This is a genomic window from Mesorhizobium sp. M2A.F.Ca.ET.043.02.1.1 (genome assembly GCF_003952405.1).
Lineage (GTDB): Bacteria > Pseudomonadota > Alphaproteobacteria > Rhizobiales > Rhizobiaceae > Mesorhizobium.
Genome location: NZ_CP034445.1, coordinates 3,166,308 through 3,184,471, shown reverse-complemented (window position 1 = coordinate 3,184,471; position 18,164 = coordinate 3,166,308). Strand labels below are relative to the sequence as shown.

Annotated in this window: 22 protein-coding genes; 12 read left to right on the top strand and 10 right to left on the bottom strand. The window is 64.5% G+C overall.

Annotated features, from left to right (window positions below; genetic code table 11):
* The first annotated feature begins 26 nt into the window (after nt 1-26).
* The 6 genes from EJ068_RS15110 (at nt 27) to EJ068_RS15085 (ending at nt 5,602) form a co-directional block, all read left to right on the top strand.
* Nucleotides 27-194 (top strand): hypothetical protein, encoded by a 168-nt coding sequence (locus tag EJ068_RS15110; RefSeq protein WP_245463427.1) that lies wholly within the window; start codon nt 27-29, stop codon nt 192-194.
* Between the two features lie 313 nt (nt 195-507).
* Nucleotides 508-1,434 (top strand): IS110 family transposase, encoded by a 927-nt coding sequence (locus EJ068_RS15105; protein ID WP_129554534.1) that lies wholly within the window; start codon nt 508-510, stop codon nt 1,432-1,434.
* A 381-nt stretch (nt 1,435-1,815) separates the two neighbouring features.
* On the top strand, nt 1,816-2,784 hold the full coding sequence (locus EJ068_RS15100; RefSeq protein ID WP_127253811.1) for a sulfonate ABC transporter substrate-binding protein: 969 nt from the start codon (nt 1,816-1,818) through the stop codon (nt 2,782-2,784).
* Nucleotides 2,785-2,857: 73 nt separating this feature from the next.
* Nucleotides 2,858-4,015, top strand: a complete 1,158-nt coding sequence (ssuD, locus tag EJ068_RS15095; protein WP_127253810.1) for an FMNH2-dependent alkanesulfonate monooxygenase — start codon at nt 2,858-2,860, stop codon at nt 4,013-4,015.
* Nucleotides 4,012-4,791 (top strand): ABC transporter permease subunit, encoded by a 780-nt coding sequence (locus EJ068_RS15090; RefSeq protein WP_127253809.1) that lies wholly within the window; start codon nt 4,012-4,014, stop codon nt 4,789-4,791. The genes ssuD and EJ068_RS15090 overlap by 4 nt, the downstream gene beginning before the upstream one ends.
* Nucleotides 4,792-4,798: 7 nt before the next feature.
* Nucleotides 4,799-5,602 (top strand): ATP-binding cassette domain-containing protein, encoded by an 804-nt coding sequence (locus tag EJ068_RS15085; protein WP_127386466.1) that lies wholly within the window; start codon nt 4,799-4,801, stop codon nt 5,600-5,602.
* Nucleotides 5,603-5,648: 46 nt separating this feature from the next.
* Here the strand turns inward: EJ068_RS15085 and EJ068_RS15080 are convergent, their stop codons facing one another.
* Entirely contained in the window at nt 5,649-5,834 is a 186-nt protein-coding gene (locus EJ068_RS15080) for a hypothetical protein (protein ID WP_127253760.1), read from the bottom strand.
* A 309-nt stretch (nt 5,835-6,143) separates the two neighbouring features.
* Here EJ068_RS15080 and EJ068_RS15075 point away from each other — a divergent pair, with 309 nt between their 5' ends.
* From EJ068_RS15075 to EJ068_RS15065, 3 genes are all read left to right on the top strand, one after another.
* The gene (locus tag EJ068_RS15075) at nt 6,144-6,506 is read left to right on the top strand and encodes a septal ring lytic transglycosylase RlpA family protein (protein ID WP_127253759.1); all 363 of its coding nucleotides are present in this window, start codon (nt 6,144-6,146) and stop codon (nt 6,504-6,506) included.
* A gap of 283 nt (nt 6,507-6,789) precedes the next feature.
* Nucleotides 6,790-8,067, top strand: coding sequence for a polyhydroxyalkanoate depolymerase (locus EJ068_RS15070; RefSeq protein ID WP_126080339.1), 1,278 nt, complete (start codon nt 6,790-6,792; stop codon nt 8,065-8,067).
* 201 nt (nt 8,068-8,268) lie between these two features.
* A complete protein-coding gene (locus EJ068_RS15065) occupies nt 8,269-8,886 on the top strand; it encodes a transglutaminase-like cysteine peptidase (RefSeq protein ID WP_127253758.1) in 618 nt (205 codons plus the stop codon).
* Nucleotides 8,887-9,177: 291 nt separating this feature from the next.
* Here the strand turns inward: EJ068_RS15065 and EJ068_RS15060 are convergent, their stop codons facing one another.
* Nucleotides 9,178-10,104 carry an IS110 family transposase gene (locus EJ068_RS15060; RefSeq protein WP_129554534.1) on the bottom strand — a complete coding sequence of 309 codons (927 nt, stop codon included), beginning with the start codon at nt 10,102-10,104 and terminating at the stop codon, nt 9,178-9,180.
* A 327-nt stretch (nt 10,105-10,431) separates the two neighbouring features.
* Here EJ068_RS15060 and EJ068_RS15055 point away from each other — a divergent pair, with 327 nt between their 5' ends.
* Nucleotides 10,432-10,680: a hypothetical protein gene (locus EJ068_RS15055; RefSeq protein WP_127252818.1), complete on the top strand. Its 249-nt coding sequence runs from the start codon at nt 10,432-10,434 to the stop codon at nt 10,678-10,680.
* Between the two features lie 292 nt (nt 10,681-10,972).
* On the opposite strand, the gene EJ068_RS15050 is transcribed toward EJ068_RS15055, so the two are convergent.
* Genes EJ068_RS15050 through EJ068_RS15035 form a run of 4 tightly spaced genes read right to left on the bottom strand, consistent with a single transcriptional unit; the run spans nt 10,973 to nt 13,749 of the window.
* Nucleotides 10,973-11,341 carry a helix-turn-helix transcriptional regulator gene (locus tag EJ068_RS15050; protein ID WP_127252817.1) on the bottom strand — a complete coding sequence of 123 codons (369 nt, stop codon included), beginning with the start codon at nt 11,339-11,341 and terminating at the stop codon, nt 10,973-10,975.
* 53 nt (nt 11,342-11,394) lie between these two features.
* Nucleotides 11,395-11,919 (bottom strand): Smr/MutS family protein, encoded by a 525-nt coding sequence (locus tag EJ068_RS15045; RefSeq protein WP_127252816.1) that lies wholly within the window; start codon nt 11,917-11,919, stop codon nt 11,395-11,397.
* Entirely contained in the window at nt 11,916-13,019 is a 1,104-nt protein-coding gene (locus tag EJ068_RS15040; RefSeq protein ID WP_127252815.1) for a murein transglycosylase A, read from the bottom strand. The genes EJ068_RS15045 and EJ068_RS15040 overlap by 4 nt, the downstream gene beginning before the upstream one ends.
* 22 nt (nt 13,020-13,041) lie before the next feature.
* A complete protein-coding gene (locus tag EJ068_RS15035) occupies nt 13,042-13,749 on the bottom strand; it encodes a Tim44/TimA family putative adaptor protein (protein WP_126080345.1) in 708 nt (235 codons plus the stop codon).
* Between the two features lie 204 nt (nt 13,750-13,953).
* On the opposite strand from EJ068_RS15035, the gene EJ068_RS15030 reads away from it, so the two are divergent.
* Nucleotides 13,954-14,448 carry an FxsA family protein gene (locus EJ068_RS15030; protein ID WP_127252814.1) on the top strand — a complete coding sequence of 165 codons (495 nt, stop codon included), beginning with the start codon at nt 13,954-13,956 and terminating at the stop codon, nt 14,446-14,448.
* Nucleotides 14,449-14,566: 118 nt separating this feature from the next.
* Entirely contained in the window at nt 14,567-15,067 is a 501-nt protein-coding gene (secB, locus tag EJ068_RS15025; RefSeq protein ID WP_042645309.1) for a protein-export chaperone SecB, read from the top strand.
* Between the two features lie 284 nt (nt 15,068-15,351).
* Here the strand turns inward: secB and dnaQ are convergent, their stop codons facing one another.
* From dnaQ to EJ068_RS15005, 4 genes are all read right to left on the bottom strand, one after another.
* On the bottom strand, nt 15,352-16,056 hold the full coding sequence (gene dnaQ / locus EJ068_RS15020; RefSeq protein WP_128298214.1) for a DNA polymerase III subunit epsilon: 705 nt from the start codon (nt 16,054-16,056) through the stop codon (nt 15,352-15,354).
* 74 nt (nt 16,057-16,130) lie between these two features.
* A complete protein-coding gene (gene coaE / locus EJ068_RS15015; RefSeq protein ID WP_127252812.1) occupies nt 16,131-16,736 on the bottom strand; it encodes a dephospho-CoA kinase in 606 nt (201 codons plus the stop codon).
* Nucleotides 16,736-17,563 (bottom strand): shikimate dehydrogenase, encoded by an 828-nt coding sequence (locus EJ068_RS15010; protein WP_127252811.1) that lies wholly within the window; start codon nt 17,561-17,563, stop codon nt 16,736-16,738. The genes coaE and EJ068_RS15010 overlap by 1 nt, the downstream gene beginning before the upstream one ends.
* A complete protein-coding gene (locus tag EJ068_RS15005) occupies nt 17,556-18,155 on the bottom strand; it encodes a Maf-like protein (RefSeq protein ID WP_126080350.1) in 600 nt (199 codons plus the stop codon). Before EJ068_RS15005 ends, EJ068_RS15010 begins: the two co-directional genes overlap by 8 nt.
* Between the last annotated feature and the right edge of the window lie 9 nt (nt 18,156-18,164).

Sequence of the window (18,164 nt, the reverse complement as noted above, 5' to 3'; positions counted from 1 at the left end):
GAAGGACGATAACCCATTCCACCGCAGTGCTGTTTGCGCATGTCGGCACATGGCTGTTGCGTCTGCCGCCGAGCGACAAACAGCAGGCAGACGAACCGAATTCGCCGACGCCGGTGCTGCTTGCCGGCGACCGCGATCGCCTGCCGCCGCGCGACGAGAGCTTCTACTGGGTCTGGCAGTACTGGTCGCAATGATCGGGAAGTGGGGGACGCCAGCGCTGGCGACTTCGTCATCCTAATGTCTGCGCCGCGTCGATTGGTTGAAGCCGCCCTCCCAACCTCGTCATTCTATGGCGGAGCAAGGAGCGAAGCGACGCGCGCAGACCCTGGAATCCTGTGTGTTGGTTCTGGTGTATGGTTGAGGTGGGAAGGAGACCGAGTGGATCGTGGTCGTCCTTTCGGACAGGCCGTGGCATGGCCCGGTCCCTTCCCACCGGTGAACCATCAACCTGAACAGTTGCACGGGGCTGTTCGAAGCAGACCCCGCACCACAGGAAGAGGCGTGGACATGATAGCCCAGAACTATGTCGGCTGCGACATCTCCAAGCAGTGGCTCGACTTTTTTGATGAGACAAGCGGCCGTCTTCGGCGCATCGACAACCAGGCCGATGCGATCGCCGCCTATGTGGCAGGCCTTGATCCCAGTCGGGACTTCGTCGTCATGGAGGCGACAGGTGTCCATGACCGGCTGCTGCGCCATGCGCTGGCCAAGGCCGGCGTGCCGTTCTCGCGGCACAACCCGGCGCACACCCACCACTATTCGAAGTCGACGCGCCGGCGCGCCAAGACCGATCCTCTCGATGCCAGGATGCTGAGCGACTATGGCCGTCGCTATAACCCTGAGGCCGAGCCGGCGCCGAGCGAAGAAGTCGAGCGGCTTCAATCGCTTGCCGGCCACCGCGATCATTTGGTCGAGATGCGGGCAGCGCTGAAGAAGCACCTCGCCGAGGCTTTCGAGGAGGCCGTCATTGCCGATCTGGAAGAGACGATCGCCTTCCTCGACACGCGTATCAAGGCGTTCGAGAGCCAGATTGCCGAAGTCATTCGTCAAAACCAGGACACCGCTCGCGACCATGCGCTGATGGTCTCCGTGCCCGGTGTCTCCAATGTCGGCGCGCTCTCTTTGCTGGCGCTCCTGCCCGAGCTCGGCCAGCGCTCACCCAAGGCGATCGCCGCGCTCGCCGGCCTTGCCCCGTTCGACAACAAGAGCGGCAAGCTCAGCCGCAGGAGCCAGATCCAGGGCGGGCGATCACGCGTGCGCCGCGCCCTCTATATGGCTGCCCTCACCGCCATCAGAACCTGTGAGCGCTTCAAGACCTTCTATACCGCACTTGCTGCCCGCTCAGGGTCCAAGAAACTCGCCATCATCGCCGTCGCAAGGAAGCTCCTGGTCGTCCTCAACGCCATCATGCGCGACAAAACCGCATTCGCGTGAACACAGTTGCCATGCCGTAACCTCAGTCGAAGAGCGCAGCGGAGCAGAATTCTGCTCCGTTGCACGCCGTGGCGAAGGTAACGGCACGGATTCTAGGGTCTTCGCGACGGAGCTTCGCTCCTGCTCCGCCCTAGAATGACGATCAGGAAGGGCGTTCCGGCCAATCTCCAACGCATGCCGCCCGCCAACGCAAACAGGGCCGACCGATCAAAATCCCTGTGCGGTCTCAACTAGGATGACGACACCCAGGGTTACGCGCAGAAAATAATTCCATGAAATCCGCCGAACTCGCAAGATCGTTTCTCTACTAGCTTTATAGATTTACCTAGCCTGACCTTATTCCAATCGCCCGGCAGTTCGGGACCAACGAAGGAGAGGGTCATGTTCAATCTGACGAGACGCGCATTCGGCGTCGGCCTGCTTACAGCGGCGGCCTTTGCCGCATCCTTTGGGACGACATCCCCCGCCGCCGCGCAGGACCTCAAGGCGTTCAACATCGGCTACCAGAAGACCGGCCTGCCGGTGATCGCCAGGCAGCAGCAGATCATCGAAAAGGCGCTGGCCGACAAGGGCGTGACGGTGAAGTGGGTCGAGTTCACCGCCGGCCCGCCGCTGGTGGAAGCCTTGAATGTCGGCGCCATCGATGTCGGCTGGACTGGCGACGCGCCGCCGATCTTCGGCCAGTCGGCCGGAGCCAACATCGTCTATGCGGCGGCGCTGCCCTCCAATGGCGAGGGCGAGGCGATCTTCGTCAAGCCGGCCTCGCCGATCCAGTCGCTGGCCGATCTCAAGGGCAAGCGCATCGGCGTCGGCAAGGGCACCAGCGCGCACAATCTGGTCGTTGCCGCCCTGGAGAAAGCCGGCATCCCCTTCGACCAGGTCACGCCCGTCTACCTCAGCCCCGCCGATGCGGCGGCCGCCTTCGCCAGCGACCAGATCGATGCATGGGCGGTGTGGGATCCGTTCTTCGCCATCGCTGAAACGCGCTACCAGCCGCGGGTGCTTGCCCGCTCCATCGACGTGCTCCAGGTCAACACCTATTTCCTCGCCAACAAGGATTTCGCGAAGGCGCATCCGGATTTCGTCTCGACGACGATCGCCGCGCTCGGCGACGCGGCGAAATGGGCGGACCAGAACCGCGACAAGGTGGCCGAGGCGCTGCATGAGGTGACCGGCGTGCCGCTCGACGCGCAGACGATCGCCGCCAAACGCACCAAGTTCGGCATCTATCCGATCACCGCCGAGATCGTCGCCGGCCAGCAGGCGACGGCCGACCGCTTCTTCAAGCTCGGGCTGATCCCGAAAGCGGTGCGGATCTCCGACGCCGTCTGGACCGCGCCGGGCAACTGATCTCTTTCACGGCGCCGGGCGGCGAACGCCCGGCGCCGCCGTAGTTTCTCCTGTCTTCTCTCAGGGTTCAGCCATGACCGCTTCAGCCAGCCCGCTCGATTTCTTCTGGTTCATCCCGACGCATGGCGACGGCTCCTATCTCGGCACCGAGAAGCAGCAGCGGCCGCCTGAATTCGGCTACTTCAAGGAGATCGCGCAGGCGGTCGACCGGCTGGGCTTCCCCGGCGTGCTTTTGCCCACCGGGCAGAATTGCGAGGATTCCTGGATCACCGCCACCGGGCTCGCGACGCTGACGGAAAGGCTGAAGTTCCTGGTCGCGCTGAGACCCGGCGTGACGCTGCCGACCTTCGCGGCACGCCAGACCGCGGCGCTCGACCGGCTGAGCAACGGCCGCCTGCTGCTCAATGTCGTGGTCGGCGGCAACCCGACCGAGCTTGCCGGCGACGGCGTGTTTCTGCCGCATGACGAGCGCTATGCGCAGGCGCAGGAATTCCTCACCATCTGGCGCGGACTGGTCTCGGGCGAGCGGGTGAATTTCGAAGGCAAACACTACCGCGTCGAGAACGGCCGCCTCGACCTCTTGCCGCTGCAGGAGCGGCCGCCGCTCTATTTCGGCGGCTCGTCCGAGGCCGGACAGGAGCTCGCGGCCGACCTCGTCGACATGTATCTCACCTGGGGCGAGCCGCCGGCGCAGGTTGCCGCAAAGATCGCTTCGGCGCGTGAAAAAGCGGCGCGGCGCGGCCGCAAGCTGCGTTTCGGCATCAGGCTGCATTTCATCGTGCGCGAGACCGAGGACGAGGCCTGGCGCGCCGCCGAGCGGCTGATCAGCCACGTCACCGACGCGCAGATAGAGAATGCGCAGGCGCGTTTCCTCAAGGAGATGGATTCGGTCGGGCAGCGGCGCATGGCCGAACTGCATGGCGGCCGGCGCGACCGGCTTGTCGTGTCGCCGAACCTTTGGGCCGGCGTCGGCCTGGTGCGCGGCGGCGCCGGCACCGCGCTGGTCGGCACGCCGGAGCAGATCGCCGAGCGCATCGGCGAATACCAGGCGATCGGCATCGACACCATCATCGGCTCCGGCTACCCGCATCTCGAGGAGGCCTATCGCGTCGCCGAGCTGTTGTTCCCGAGGCTCGGCCTGGGCACGCAGCGGCCACGGGCGCACAAGGATATCGCCAACGAATTCTCGGTCGGCTTCCACGGCGCCAACCGCCTGCAGGCGGCGTCATGAGCCTGGCCACGCGCCTTGCCCGCAACGGCGTGGCCGGCTGGCTGCTGCCGGCGGCAATCATCGCCGGCTGGGAAGCCGCGGCGCGCGCGGGCCTGATCCCGGCCAATGTGCTGCCGGCGCCGAGCGCGGTGGCCGGGGCCTTCTGGCGGCTGACATTGTCAGGCGAGCTGATCCGCAACATCGGCGTCTCCACCCTGCGGGCGCTGTCCGGCTTCGCCATAGGCGGCTCGATCGGCTTCGCGCTCGGCCTCGCCAACGGATTGTCGGCGCTGAGCCGCGGCCTGACCGACACGACGCTGCAGATGATCCGCAACATCCCGCATCTGGCGCTGATCCCGCTGGTTATCCTGTGGTTCGGCATCGACGAAGAGGCCAAGCTGTTCCTGGTGGCGCTCGGCGTCTTCTTCCCGATCTATGTCAACACGCTGCTCGGCATCCAGAGCGTCGATCCGCAACTGGTCGAGATGGGCCGGGTCTACGGGCTCGACCGGCGCGCCTTGTTCTTCCGGGTGATCCTGCCTGGCGCTTTGCCTTCGATCTTTGTCGGCCTGCGCTATGCGCTGGGCATCATGTGGCTGACCCTGATCGTCGCCGAAACGATCTCGGCCAGTTCCGGACTCGGCTACATGGCCATGCAGGCGCGCGAGTTCCTGCTGATCGACGTCGTGGTGCTGTCGATCCTGATCTACGCGCTGCTCGGCAAGCTCGCCGACAGCCTGGCCCGCCTGCTCGAGCGCCTGTCGCTCGGCTGGCATCCGGCCTTCCAGAAAGGGTGAGAACAAGATGCCAGCCGCCACCCTCACCGCAGCACGCTCCCTCGTCGCCACGCCGGCGCAAGCCCGGACGATCGGCTCGGTCGAGGGCCGCCGGGCCTTCGCCTTCAAGGAGGTGGGGAAACGCTTCGGCGACAAGATCGTGCTCGACGGCATCAGCCTCGACGTGCGGGGCGGGCAGTTCCTGGCCATCATCGGCAAAAGCGGCTGCGGCAAGAGCACGCTGCTTCGGCTGCTGGCCGGCCTCGACCGCCCGAGCAGCGGCTCGCTGACCTTTGGCGCCGCCGAGGAGGGTCACAGCCGCACGCGCTTCATGTTCCAGGAGCCGCGGCTGCTGCCCTGGGCGAGCGTGGTGAAGAATGTCGAGATCGGGCTGACCGGCATCGCCGGCGGCACCGAAGCCAGGCAGCGGGCGCTTGCCATGCTGGAGGAGGTCGGGCTCGCCGACCGCGCCGACGAATGGCCCTCGGTGCTGTCGGGCGGTCAAAAGCAGCGCGTCGCGCTTGCCCGCGCCCTGGTCGGCCAGCCGCAGATCCTGGCGCTGGACGAGCCGCTCGGCGCGCTGGACGCGCTGACCCGCATCGAGATGCAGCAGCTTCTGGAACGGATTTGGCTCGACCAGAAGTTCACCGCCGTGCTGGTGACGCACGACGTCGGCGAAGCCGTCGCGCTCGCCGACCGCGTCGTGGTGATCGGCGCCGGCAGGATCGCCCTCGACCTCGACGTGCCTGTGGCCCGGCCCCGCCGGCACGGTTCGGCGGAGCTTGCCCATATCGAGGGCACCATCCTGGATCACCTGTTCAACCGGGCTTGAGCGCGGCGCCGGCCGTGGTCCCAAATCACGAAATCATATCGTAAGATCAAACGCGCGACTGGCTCGCCCAGCGCAGTCCGACGATGCCGGCCAGCATGGTGACGAGGCCGATATAGAGCCATCGTGTCTGGCCGGTCATGAAGCTGCCGCCGACCAGGCCGAGCCCCTGCAGCGACCATAGCGCGCCCACGCCCAGCACAATCAGCGCCAGCACAGACCTGATCAATCGCATCGGCTGGATCCTCTCCGGAAGTCGATTTCGAGCGGTGACAGGGACGCAACAAAAGACTCGGAGGAATCGGAATAGTCCGGCTCCTCTGTACTTCCAATCTTGAGGACCGATCTTGTCCGGAACGTCCCGGAGAGTGGTCCGATATTCATCAAGAATACGCCTCTCGGGCTCCAAGAATCTCATGACAAACTGTTTCGCGGCGACTCCAAACGTGTGCCTTCGCCATGGAACCGCCAGAAGGCTGCCGCATTTCCCGCCTCATTCGGCACTTAGGCGAGGCTATTCGATCAACGGAGCCACCCCCAAAGCATGAAGAGAACCAACCAGACCGCGCTTGTCGCGGTAACGATCGCGGCTGGCCTGATGGCTGGCGCCTCGTCCGCCTCCTCCGCCGCCGCGCAATGCGGCCGCGCTTCCTGGTATGCGCTGCATTCCAGAACCGCCTCAGGGGAACGCATGAACCCCTCGGCACTGACCGCCGCCCACCGCACGCTGCCTTTCGGCACCAAGCTCAGGGTCATCAACAAGAACAACGGCCGCAGCGTCGTCGTGCGCATCAACGATCGCGGTCCGTTCGTGAAGGGTCGCGTGCTGGATCTGTCCCGCGGCGCAGCCGGACAGCTGGGCTTCATCGGTTCGGGCCACACCGCCGTCTGCATGGCGCGCGTCTGATCTCTCCATTATCGGACCATGATCCAAGGCGACCGCTGCGGTCCGGCGATCATGGCCGGTCTCCGGTAAGAGAGGCCGGACACATATCCTTCACATTTCGGCACCGCACAGTGAGCCGGCTCGCCCGCTCAAGCCTGATTTCCAACAGGTTGAACCAAAGAAGCATTCGTCAGACAAAATGACGTATTGCATCGCAACAATATCTTGTTAACCTCGCCGGGAGACATTCAAGGCTCGGCGCTGTTCGTCGTCCTTTGGTCGACGGACGGCAACGGGGTTCTCGATGTTCTACCAGCTCTACGAAATGAACCATGCGGCGCTGCAGCCCGCGCGCTTGTATGCCGACGCGGTGCGTCTCTTCTACTCCAACCCGCTCAACCCGATCTCCCACACCCCCTTAGGCCGCTCGGTCGCGGCGACCGCCGAGTTGTTCGAGCGCACCACCCGCCGCTACGGCAAGCCGCAATTCGGCCTGGACAAGACCGTGGTCGACTGGAAGAGCGTCGACGTCACCGAAAAGACGGTCTGGTCGAAGCCGTTCTGCAATCTGGTGCGCTTCGAGCGCGCGCTGCCCGCGGGGCGCAAGCCTGACCCGAAGCTTTTGATCGTGGCACCGATGTCGGGCCACTACGCGACGCTGCTGCGCGGCACGGTCGAGGCGATGCTTCCGCACGCCGACGTCCACATCACCGACTGGGTCGACGCCCGCATGGTGCCGGTGGCGCAAGGCAGCTTCGATCTCGACGACTATATCGACTACGTCATCGAGATGTTCCATGCGCTCGGCCCCGACACCCATGTCATGGCCGTCTGCCAGCCTTCGGTGCCGGTGCTGGCGGCGGTGGCGCTGATGGACAGGCGCGGCGATCCCTTCGTGCCCTCCACCATGACGCTGATGGGCGGGCCGGTCGACACGCGCCGCAACCCCACCGCGGTCAATCTCCTGGCCAAGGAAAAGGGCATCGACTGGTTCCGCGACAATGTCATCATGCAGGCGCCCTGGCCGGTGCCGGGCTTCGGGCGCGTGGTCTATCCGGGCTTCCTGCAGCTCTCCGGCTTCATGAGCATGAATCTCGACCGCCACATCATCGCCCACAAGGACTTCTTCATGCACCTTGTGAAGCATGACGGGGACAGCGCCGAAAAGCACCGCGACTTCTATGACGAATATCTGGCGGTGATGGACCTGACGGCGGAATTCTACCTGCAGACGGTCGACACCGTGTTCGTGCGCCACGCTTTACCGAAGGGCGAGATGACGCATCGCGGCGAGACGGTCGACTGCGCAGCGATCCGCAACGTCGCGCTGCTCACCATCGAGGGCGAGAACGACGACATTTCCGGGCTCGGCCAGACCCAGGCCGCGCATGATCTGTGCGTCAACATTCCCGCCGACAAGCATGTCCATTACGTGCAGCCGGCCGTCGGCCATTACGGCGTCTTCAACGGCTCGCGCTTCCGCTCCGAGATCGTGCCGCGCATCGCCGACTTCATTTCCAGCTATGGCCGCCAGCAGCGTGTGGCGACGAGGCCCAAACTGGTCCGTTCCGCGAAAGGCTGAACGCCGCGGACCGCGCCAGAGCGAACTTCCGTTCCGCCGCCAGACGGCGGCCGCTGGTGTTGCGACGGTGTCTCTGTTGCGAAAGTGCCGCTACGGGATCGTCCAGGTAACCATGCCGTCAAACTGGCCGCGGTCTCTAATTGACACGGACTGTAAATCGCCTTTAACGTTTCGTTAATAAAGAACAGGGCGGCGGGGGCAATGACTTCCTCAGCGATGACGCGGATTCTGCGTTTGTGTTCAGTCGCAGGGCTGGCGATTTCGGCTCACTGGGCGGTACCCGCCTGGGCGGCGGGCGCAATGACCACAGGCGGCCTGACCTCGCAGCCGATCGGGCACTATGATTTCTGCAAGGCGCGTCCGAACGAATGCAACATCCATCCGGCCGATCTCGAGCCGGCCAGGATGACGGACGTCCTGTGGCGCAAGCTGGTCAGCGTCAGCGCCAAGGTCAACGCCGCCGTCAAGCCGTTGAGCGATCTCGATCACTACGGCAAGGATGAAGTCTGGGCCTATCCGGATGACGGCTATGGCGATTGCGAGGACTATGTGCTGGAAAAGCGCCGCCAGCTTTATCGCATGGGCATGTCGCTCGCCGACCTCCTGATCACCGTCGTGCGCAAGCCTGATGGCGAAGGCCATTCGGTGCTGACGGTGCGCACCGACAAGGGCGACTACGTGCTCGACAATCTGACCGACAAGGTCAGAGCCTGGGACGCGACCGGCTACCGCTTCCTCAAGCGCCAGGCGATCGACAACACCGGACGCTGGGTCTCGATCCGCGACGGCCAGGCCGTGCTGGTCGGCTCGGTGCAGTAGGGACTGGGCATCCTGCCTTTCTTCGTGAGGCGCTCTACCTCCCTGTGCGGAGGGTGAACCGCGCGGCGCATGCCGGGCTGGTTTGGACGCTCGGCGAAAAGGCCCCGTGGCTGAGGGTGGCGGTGGGTTGAGCTTCTGGCGCCACCCTTGGAGATTGGCCGAATCCCTACGTGACGTCGTCATACTCGGGCCTGACCCGAGTATCCATGCCGTGACCCTTGCCGCAGAGTGCAACGGTGCGGAATTCTGCAACCGTTGGAACGCCTTGCCGTAACGGCATGGCAACTGTGTTCACGCGAATGCGGTTTTGTCGCGCATGATGGCGTTGAGGACGACCAGGAGCTTCCTTGCGACGGCGATGATGGCGAGTTTCTTGGACCCTGAGCGGGCAGCAAGTGCGGTATAGAAGGTCTTGAAGCGCTCACAGGTTCTGATGGCGGTGAGGGCAGCCATATAGAGGGCGCGACGCACGCGTGATCGCCCGCCCTGGATCTGGCTCCTGCGGCTGAGCTTGCCGCTCTTGTTGTCGAACGGGGCAAGGCCGGCGAGCGCGGCGATCGCCTTGGGTGAGCGCTGGCCGAGCTCGGGCAGGAGCGCCAGCAAAGAGAGCGCGCCGACATTGGAGACACCGGGCACGGAGACCATCAGCGCATGGTCGCGAGCGGTGTCCTGGTTTTGACGAATGACTTCGGCAATCTGGCTCTCGAACGCCTTGATACGCGTGTCGAGGAAGGCGATCGTCTCTTCCAGATCGGCAATGACGGCCTCCTCGAAAGCCTCGGCGAGGTGCTTCTTCAGCGCTGCCCGCATCTCGACCAAATGATCGCGGTGGCCGGCAAGCGATTGAAGCCGCTCGACTTCTTCGCTCGGCGCCGGCTCGGCCTCAGGGTTATAGCGACGGCCATAGTCGCTCAGCATCCTGGCATCGAGAGGATCGGTCTTGGCGCGCCGGCGCGTCGACTTCGAATAGTGGTGGGTGTGCGCCGGGTTGTGCCGCGAGAACGGCACGCCGGCCTTGGCCAGCGCATGGCGCAGCAGCCGGTCATGGACACCTGTCGCCTCCATGACGACGAAGTCCCGACTGGGATCAAGGCCTGCCACATAGGCGGCGATCGCATCGGCCTGGTTGTCGATGCGCCGAAGACGGCCGCTTGTCTCATCAAAAAAGTCGAGCCACTGCTTGGAGATGTCGCAGCCGACATAGTTCTGGGCTATCATGTCCACGCCTCTTCCTGTGGTGCGGGGTCTGCTTCGAACAGCCCCGTGCAACTGTTCAGGTTGATGGTTCACCGGTGGGAAGGGACCGGGCCATGCCACGGCCTGTCCGAAAGGACGACCACGATCCACTCGGTCTCCTTCCCACCTCAACCATACACCAGAACCAACACACAGGATCCTCGGGTCTACGCGTCCGCTTCGCTCCCGCTCCGCCCGTGGATGACGAGAGCAACGGGCCTCCGAAAAAATCGCACAACTCCATGAACCATTCCCGTTCGGCCGGCGACACACAGCCGTGAATGGCAAATCCAACCATGGAGAACTCAAATGACTTCTTTCCTGCGCAACACCCTTCTTGCCGCCGTCGCGATTTCGGCCCTGACCGGATCGGCCCTGGCGGACAAGACCTACAAAAGCTGCGCCGCGACCAACCTCAACGATCTGTGGAGCGGCCGCTGCTGCAGCGTCGGTTCCGCGAACTGCCTGGGCGGCGGCAATGGCGGCCGCGATCATCAAGGCCATGAAGGCAAGGGCGGTCGGGGCAGCTCCAATGGCGCCGGCGCCGGCAAGTTCTGATTTCATTTACAGATGCGCGAAGCGAAAAGCGGATCGCGCTCGTCCAACGCGGTTTCATCGTGAGTATCCGGATATGGCAGGTTGGCGCCGCCCCTCATTGCCCTGACGGGCATTTCTCCCCGTAAAACGGGGAGAAAGAGGCTGGCAGCAACCTTAGCGCCAATTTCTTAGCGCCAATTTCCGACGCTGGTGATTGGCGAAAGCAGCGGCACAGTGCCCTTCTCCCCGTTCGCGGGGAGAAGATGGCGGCAGCCAGATGAGGGGCAGCGCCGACCTCGCCCGTTGACGCTTGTTAGCTACGTCGTGCGAGCGCGGCGCGGATCGACGTGCTGAGGCGGCGCAATTCCGCCTCATCCAGCCTCTCGATGCTTTCGGCCAAAAGATTGGCCAGTTCAGTGGCCGCCGGCGACAGGCCGGACGTGTCGATCCTGACCCTCGGGTGCGAGCTCTCGGCAAGGCGGGCGAGGTCCTCGGCATCGTCCCAGATGATGTTGAAATAGCCGATGATCTTCTGGATCAGCGTCCAGGTCGGCGCGCCGCGGCGGCCGTGCTCGAGCGCCGACAGATAGGCGGCGCTGACGCCGATCGCCTCGGCCATAGCTTTCTGGCTGACGCCGCGCTCGGCGCGCAGCGCCCTGAGCTTCTCGCCGAACGGAGTCATGTCGACCTGCTCATCGCCGGGCCCTCATTGCCGAGCCGCTCATCGCCGGGCCCTCATGGGCGCGTCCGCCGCAGCCGCACATAGAGCGCGCCCGAGCCGCCATGGTTGCGGGCGGCGTGATCGTGGCTGGAGACGAGATGGCGGAAGGCCGGGGTCGACAGCCAGGCCGGTACGGCGCGGCGCAGGATGCCGTCGCCGCCCGAGGACGAACCCTTGCCGGTGATGATCAGAACATAGCGGATGCCGCCGGCATGCGCCCGATGCAGGAAGGCGAGCAGCAGCGAATAGGCCTCGTCCTGCGTCATGCCGTGCAGGTCGACGCGGCCTTCGATCGGCAGCCGGCCTTTTTTCAGCTTGTGCAGCGTCTGATCGTCGAGCGAATGCGAGACATGCGGCGTCTTCGGTTTCGCGGCGACGGCCGGGACACCGTTGACGGAAGCGGCGGCCGGCGTCGGCTTGGGCTCGATAATTTCGGGAATCTCGACCGCGGCCTTGCGTTTCAACGGCCGGGCCGAACGCGCCACCAGGTTCCACAGGATGCGGTCGTCGTCGCTGAGATGGTCGTCGCGGCGGCTCACCGGGTCGCTCCATTCAGAAGCCCACGCGGAACCAACGCATAGAAATCGGCCGCATTGCGGACCACGCCGGCGATCTCGCCGGCGGCGTCGCCCGAGCCGGCGAAGAGGTCGCCGCGCGCCGGCCCGGTGATGGCCGAGCCGGTGTCCTGCGCGATCATCAGCCGCCGGAACGGTTTTTCATCGAAGGCGGTGAGCGTCGGCGCGTCGATATAGAAGGGCGTGCCGAATGTGTGCAGCAGGCGATCGACCGCGACCGAGCGCCCCGGCGTCAGCGGCACCTTGGCGGCGGCGATCGGCCCAAGCGCGGCATCGTCGACTGCAGCCTCGCGGAAGAAGATGTAGGAGCGGTTCTGCCAGAGGATCTCGTCGACGCGGCTAGGATGCGCCTTGAACCAGGCGCGGATCGACTGCATCGTCACCTTTTCCAGCGGGATCTCGCCGAGCTCGCTCAGAATCTTGCCCGGGCCAATGAAGCGCTGTCCTGATTTCGCGGCATAGGTGACGCGGGCGAGCCTGCCGTCGGTCATCTTCAGCCTAGCTGCGCCCTGCACATGGATGAAGAAGGCATCGACCTTTTCGGCGAGCCAGGCAATCTCGAGATTTTGGCCTAAGAGCGCACCGCGCTCGATTTCGCCGCGGTCGAAATATTCGACCGGAGCATTATCCGTCCGACGGGCGAAGGCCAGATAAGGATCCATGCCGGCCGGCCGGTTGCCGTCGTCGATGTCGATCAGATCGGCGGGGCGGGACAGCAGCGGCACGGCGAACCGCTCCGTCCTGACCGGCGAGGCCTCGACCTCCGGCTCGTAGAAGCCGGTGACTAGCCGCGAGCCGTTTTCGGCGCTCACCAGCATCGGCACGAAATGCCGCTCGAAGAAGGACCGCGCCTCGGACCGATTCGGCGCCGAAACGGCGCGGGCCTCAGCATAGGCCTCGGCAAAGGCATTGAAATCGACGCCGAGCGAGCCGGTGCGATAGGGTTTAACGGGCGCATGAAGGGCCGAGCGGCGAAAGGCCGCGAAGGCCGCAGCATGGTCGTCCTCGCCCCAGCCGGGCAGGTCATCAAAAGATTTTTCGCTGAGTATGGGAGAGAGCGGCACGACCGAGCCCCGCCGCTTGATCTCAATCTTCTTCTTCGGTGGCGACGAGCTTCCAGTTCGGGTCGCGCGAGCGTGTGTCGCGGGCGAAGGTCCAGACATCCTTGACCTCGGCCACCGTTTCCGGATCGCCGTCGATGACGGCGCCGGCCTTGTCGCGGGTCGCCGAGATCAGCTCGGAAACGACGCGCAGCGTGATATGCGCTTCGGAGCCCTTCATCTCCGCGGCGACGATGTCGGCTTTGTCGATGCCGACGAAGGAGGACTGGATCTTCTCTGACTTCGCCTCACGCTCGCCGATGGCGGCGACGAACCCGTCATAGACTTCGCGCGACAGGAGATTCTTCAGCGTCTTACGGTCGCCGTCGGCATAGGCCATGACGATCATCTCATAGGCCATTTTGGCGCCGTCGACGAAGGTTTTGGGTTCGAAGGACGGATCGTTGTCCTTGATCGTGCGCAGGCCTTTGTTGAGATCGGTGTCCGGCTTGGCGAAGGCGTCGATCGCGGCATAGGTCTCGGCTGAGGATTCGCCCGGTGCGCGCTTGCGTGGCAGCGACACGACATTTTCCGGCTTCTGCGCCGCATCGGCCTCGCGCGTGCGGCTCGCCGAATAGGGATCGAAGGGCGGGCGCTCGTTGCCGGTGCGACGTCCGAGCACGTTGCGCAGCTGGAAAAAGATCACAACCGCCGCAATCAGAAAGAAAATCGTGCCGAAGTCGAAGAAACCCATATTTTCCGCCAACTCGAACCCTGTTCTTGCCCGACCGGCGTGACCCCCCTCGGGGACCGCGGTCGCATAGCGTTCAACACTCAAAGCATATAGAACGGCAGGCGCAATCATTCAAATCAAAGGCAGCCATACCTATCTAAAGGCGCCAAGGCCAGCGGCGATTGTCCGCGAGCGCCCAAAAGAAGAAAGCGATCGGTCGAGACTTTGCGCATTTCCTTCATCCCGCTGTTCCTGCTCCTGCTGCCGCTGCTGGAGATCGCCGGCTTCGTGGTCGTCGGCCGCGAGATCGGCGCCTTGGCGACGGTCGGGCTGGTTATCCTGTCCAGCGTCGCCGGCAGCCTGCTGCTCAGGCACCAGGGTTTCGGCGTCATGACGCGGGTGCGGGCCGAGATGGATGCCGGCCATGATCCAAGCCGGCAGCTCGCGCATGGCGCGATGATCGTGCTGGCGGCGATCCTTTTGATCATCCCTGGCTTCATCACCGATATCTTCGCCATTCTCCTGCTGCTGCCGCCGGTGCGCGACTTCGCCTGGCGCCTGTTCAAGAGCCGCATCGTCATGGCGACCAGCTTCTCGAGCGGCTTTTCGGCGCGCCGGCGCGAGACCGTCATCGACCTCGACGACAGCGACTATTCGCGCGACGACTATCCGAACCGTCCGGATCACAATTCGCCCTGGCGGCGGCTGAAAAACGATTAGTCCCAGGGCCTTTGCCCGATAAAGCGGCAAAACTTGTTTTGTCCGGCGGGCCATGGTAGCGAACCCGCGATTTCAATCCGGTCAGCAATGCTGCCCAGGCAGAAGGACTTAAAGGCTCATGGCCAGCAACGATGACGCCGCGACCGGCGCCGCCAACGGCAACGGCACCCAGAACCAGCCCTCGCTCAATGTGCTTGCCCAGTATGTGAAGGATCTTTCCTTCGAAAGTCCCGGTGCGCCGAACTCGCTGCGCGGCCGCGACAAGGCTCCCGGCATCGCCATCAATGTCAACGTCAATGCCAATCCGCTTTCGGACAAGCAGTTCGACGTCAACCTGACCTTGAACGCCAAGGCCTCCTTCGACCAGGAAGTGCTGTTCAATGTCGAGCTGGTCTATGGCGGCGTCTTCGCCATCTCGGGCTTCCCGCAGGAGCACATGCTGCCGATCCTGTTCATCGAATGCCCGCGGCTCCTGTTCCCCTTCGCCCGCCAGATCATCTCGGATGCCACCCGCAATGGCGGCTTCCCGCCGCTGATGCTCGACCCGATCGATTTCGCCCAGATGTTCCAGCAGCGCATCGCCGAGGACCAGGCCGCTAGCAAGGTCCAGGTGAGCTGAGGCGGGCTGAGCCCGGCTTCGTGCCGGGCTTTTTTTGTTGGAGATGCCGGAGATTGGCGAAAACCTCCGGACGGTCGTCATTCTAGGGCGGAGCAAGGAGCGAAGCGACGCGCGCAGACCCTAGAATCCATGCCGTGACGCTAACGCGTTGCAACGGTTATAGAATTCTGCACCGTTGCACCCTGCGGCGGAGGTCACGGCATGGATACTCGGGTCAAGCCCGAGTATGACGACGTCGCGGAGGGATTCGGCCAATCGCGCGGATCAGCGCCACAAGCGCCCGCTCACCCCACCGCCACCTTAAGCCACAGCGCCTTTTCGCCGAGCGTCGAGACCAGCCCGGCATGCGCCGCGCGGTCCGCTTCGCTCAGACGCGGCGGCAGGGCGATGGGCCGCGCGCCGACGGAGATGTCGATATCGGCCACCTCGCCGGCGCCGTTCATCTGCACCGACACGGCCTCCAGCACCAGCGCCGCCTGCTTGCCGCCGATGAGCTCGATATAGACTTCGGCCAGCAGCTCGGAGTCGAGCAGCGCGCCGTGCTTGGTGCGGCGGGTGTTGTCGATGCCGTAGCGGCGGCAGAGCGCATCGAGCGAGTTCGGGCCCATCGGATGCTTGCGGCGCGCCAAAGCGAGGGTGTCGATGATGCGGCCGGGATCGATGGCCGGATGGTCGAGCCGGCTGTATTCGAGGTTGAGGAAGCCGAGGTCGAAGGTGGCGTTGTGGGCGATCAGTTTGGCGCCGTCGGTGAAGGCCAGCCACTCATCGACGATTTCGGCGAAGGTCGGCTTGCCGACCAGGTCAGCGGCGCTGATGCCATGCACGGCTTGCGCCTCGGCATGGATGGCGCGGCCCTGCGGGTTGATGAATTTGTGGAAGGTGCGGCCGGTCGGGAAACGGTTGACCAGCTCGACGCCGCCGAGCTCGATGATGCGGTCTTCGCGCAAATCGAGGCCGGTGGTTTCCGTATCGAAGATGATCTCACGCATGCGAATCAATCCGCTCCAAGGAGCAGAATCACAAACCAGAACAAAATGGCAATGGGGACTGCCGTCAGCGGACGTCAGGAACCATCCCGGCCGGACTTATCCCCCGTCAATTCGCCGATGACGGCCTCAACCGCCCTCCGCGCCGCCTCGAAGCCATTTCCGGTGTCGATGATGAAATCGGCCTGGCGGCGCTTTTCGGCGTCGGGCACCTGCTTGGCGAGGATCGACAAAAACTTCTCCTCGCTCATGCCAGGCCTGGCGAGCACGCGCTCGCGCTGGATCTCGGGCGAAGCGGTGACGACCACGACCTTGTCGACGCGGTTGCGGCCGCCGGTCTCGAACAGAAGCGGGATGTCGAGCACGGCGAGCGGCGCGCCGACGGCGCGATGCCTCGCCAGAAACGCATCGGCATCGGCGCGCACCAGCGGATGAATGATCGACTCGAGCTTCTTCAGCGTGGCGGGATCGCCGAGCACTTGGCTCGCCAGCTTCACGCGGTCGACCACGCCTGCCTCGGTCGTGCCCGGGAAGGCCGCCTCGACCAAAGGCGCTGCCTTGCCGGCATAGAGGCGATGCACCGTCTCGTCCGAATCATGCACTGGCACGCCGGCCTCGGCGAACATTTTCGCCGTCGCTGACTTGCCCATGCCGATCGATCCGGTGAGGCCGAGCACGATCATCAGTGGCCCTCGATGTCGGCAACGATCATGCTCCGCAGCTCGGACGTGACTTCCGGCTTCCTGCCGAACCAGCGTTCGAAGCCGGGCACCGCCTGATGCAGCAGCATGCCGAGCCCGTCGATCGTCTTCAACCGCCGCGCCCTGGCGGCGGCAAGCAAAGGCGTTTCCAACGGCACATAGACGATGTCGGTGACGATGGCGTGATCCGGCAAGCCGGCTGGATCGGCGACGAGGGTTTCGTTGCCATGCATGCCGAGCGCCGTGGTGTTGATCAGCAGGCAGGCATCGGCAAGCAGCTCGCCGACTGCGCCATGCGCCGAGACGCCAGGGCCAAAATGGCGGCTGAGTTCCTCGGCTCTCGCCAGCGTCCGATTGACGATGCGGATGTCCTTGATGCCACGCTCTTTCAGCGCGTGGATGACGGCGCGGGAGGCGCCGCCGGCGCCCAGCACCACGGCCGGCCCATTGTCCGCCCATCCAGGCGCATGGTCATCGAGGTTGGCGGCAAAGCCGTAGCCGTCCGTATTGCCACCCCAGAGAACGCCGTCCTCGAACCACAGCGTGTTGACGGCGCCGATTTCATCAGCCGCATGGTCGCGGCGGGCAACGCCGGCGAAGGCGGCTTCCTTGTGGGGAATGGTGACGTTGCCGCCGCGGTAGCCGTTCTCGCCGAGAGATTTGAGGAAATCGGTGAAATCCGCCGGCGCGACGTCGATCGCCTGGTAGCTGCCGTCGATGCCGTATTTATTGAGCCAATAGCCGTGGATCTTCGGCGAGCGCGAATGGGCGATCGGATGTCCGGTAACGAAGGCCTTTTTCTCAGCCATCGATGGCTCCCAGCGCGCGCAGCTCCTTCAGGACCGGCAGCAACGGCAGGCCGACGATGGTGAAATAATCACCCTCGATCTTCTCGAACAGCTGGATGCCTTCGCCCTCCACCTGATAGGCGCCGACGCTCCCCAGGGCCTTGGCGCCGACGCGCGCCAGATGCCGGCCGATGAAGGCGGGGTCGAGCTTGCGCATGGTGAGGTTGGCAATGCCGACATGACGCCACAGCACTTCGCCGTCGCGGCAAAGCACGGCCGCGCTGTTCAGCTGATGCGTCTTGCCCGAGAGCGCGAGCAGGTGGCGGCGCGCGCCTTCCATGTCGGCCGGCTTGTGAAAGACCTCGTCGCCCAGCGACAGCGTCTGGTCACAGCCGAGCACCAGGGAGCCGGGCCTCCGCTCACTGACCTCAGTCGCCTTGGCCTCGGCCAGGATCGAGGCGACGTCTTCCGGCGAGACGCCGCTGTCTTTCAGCGGAGCCTCGAGGGCGCGCTCGTCGACATTTGCCGGCACCGCCTCGATGTCGAGGCCGGCATTGACGAGCATGGTCTTTCGGAACGGGCTGCCGGAGGCGAGGATGATCTTTTCGGACATGCACTAGTT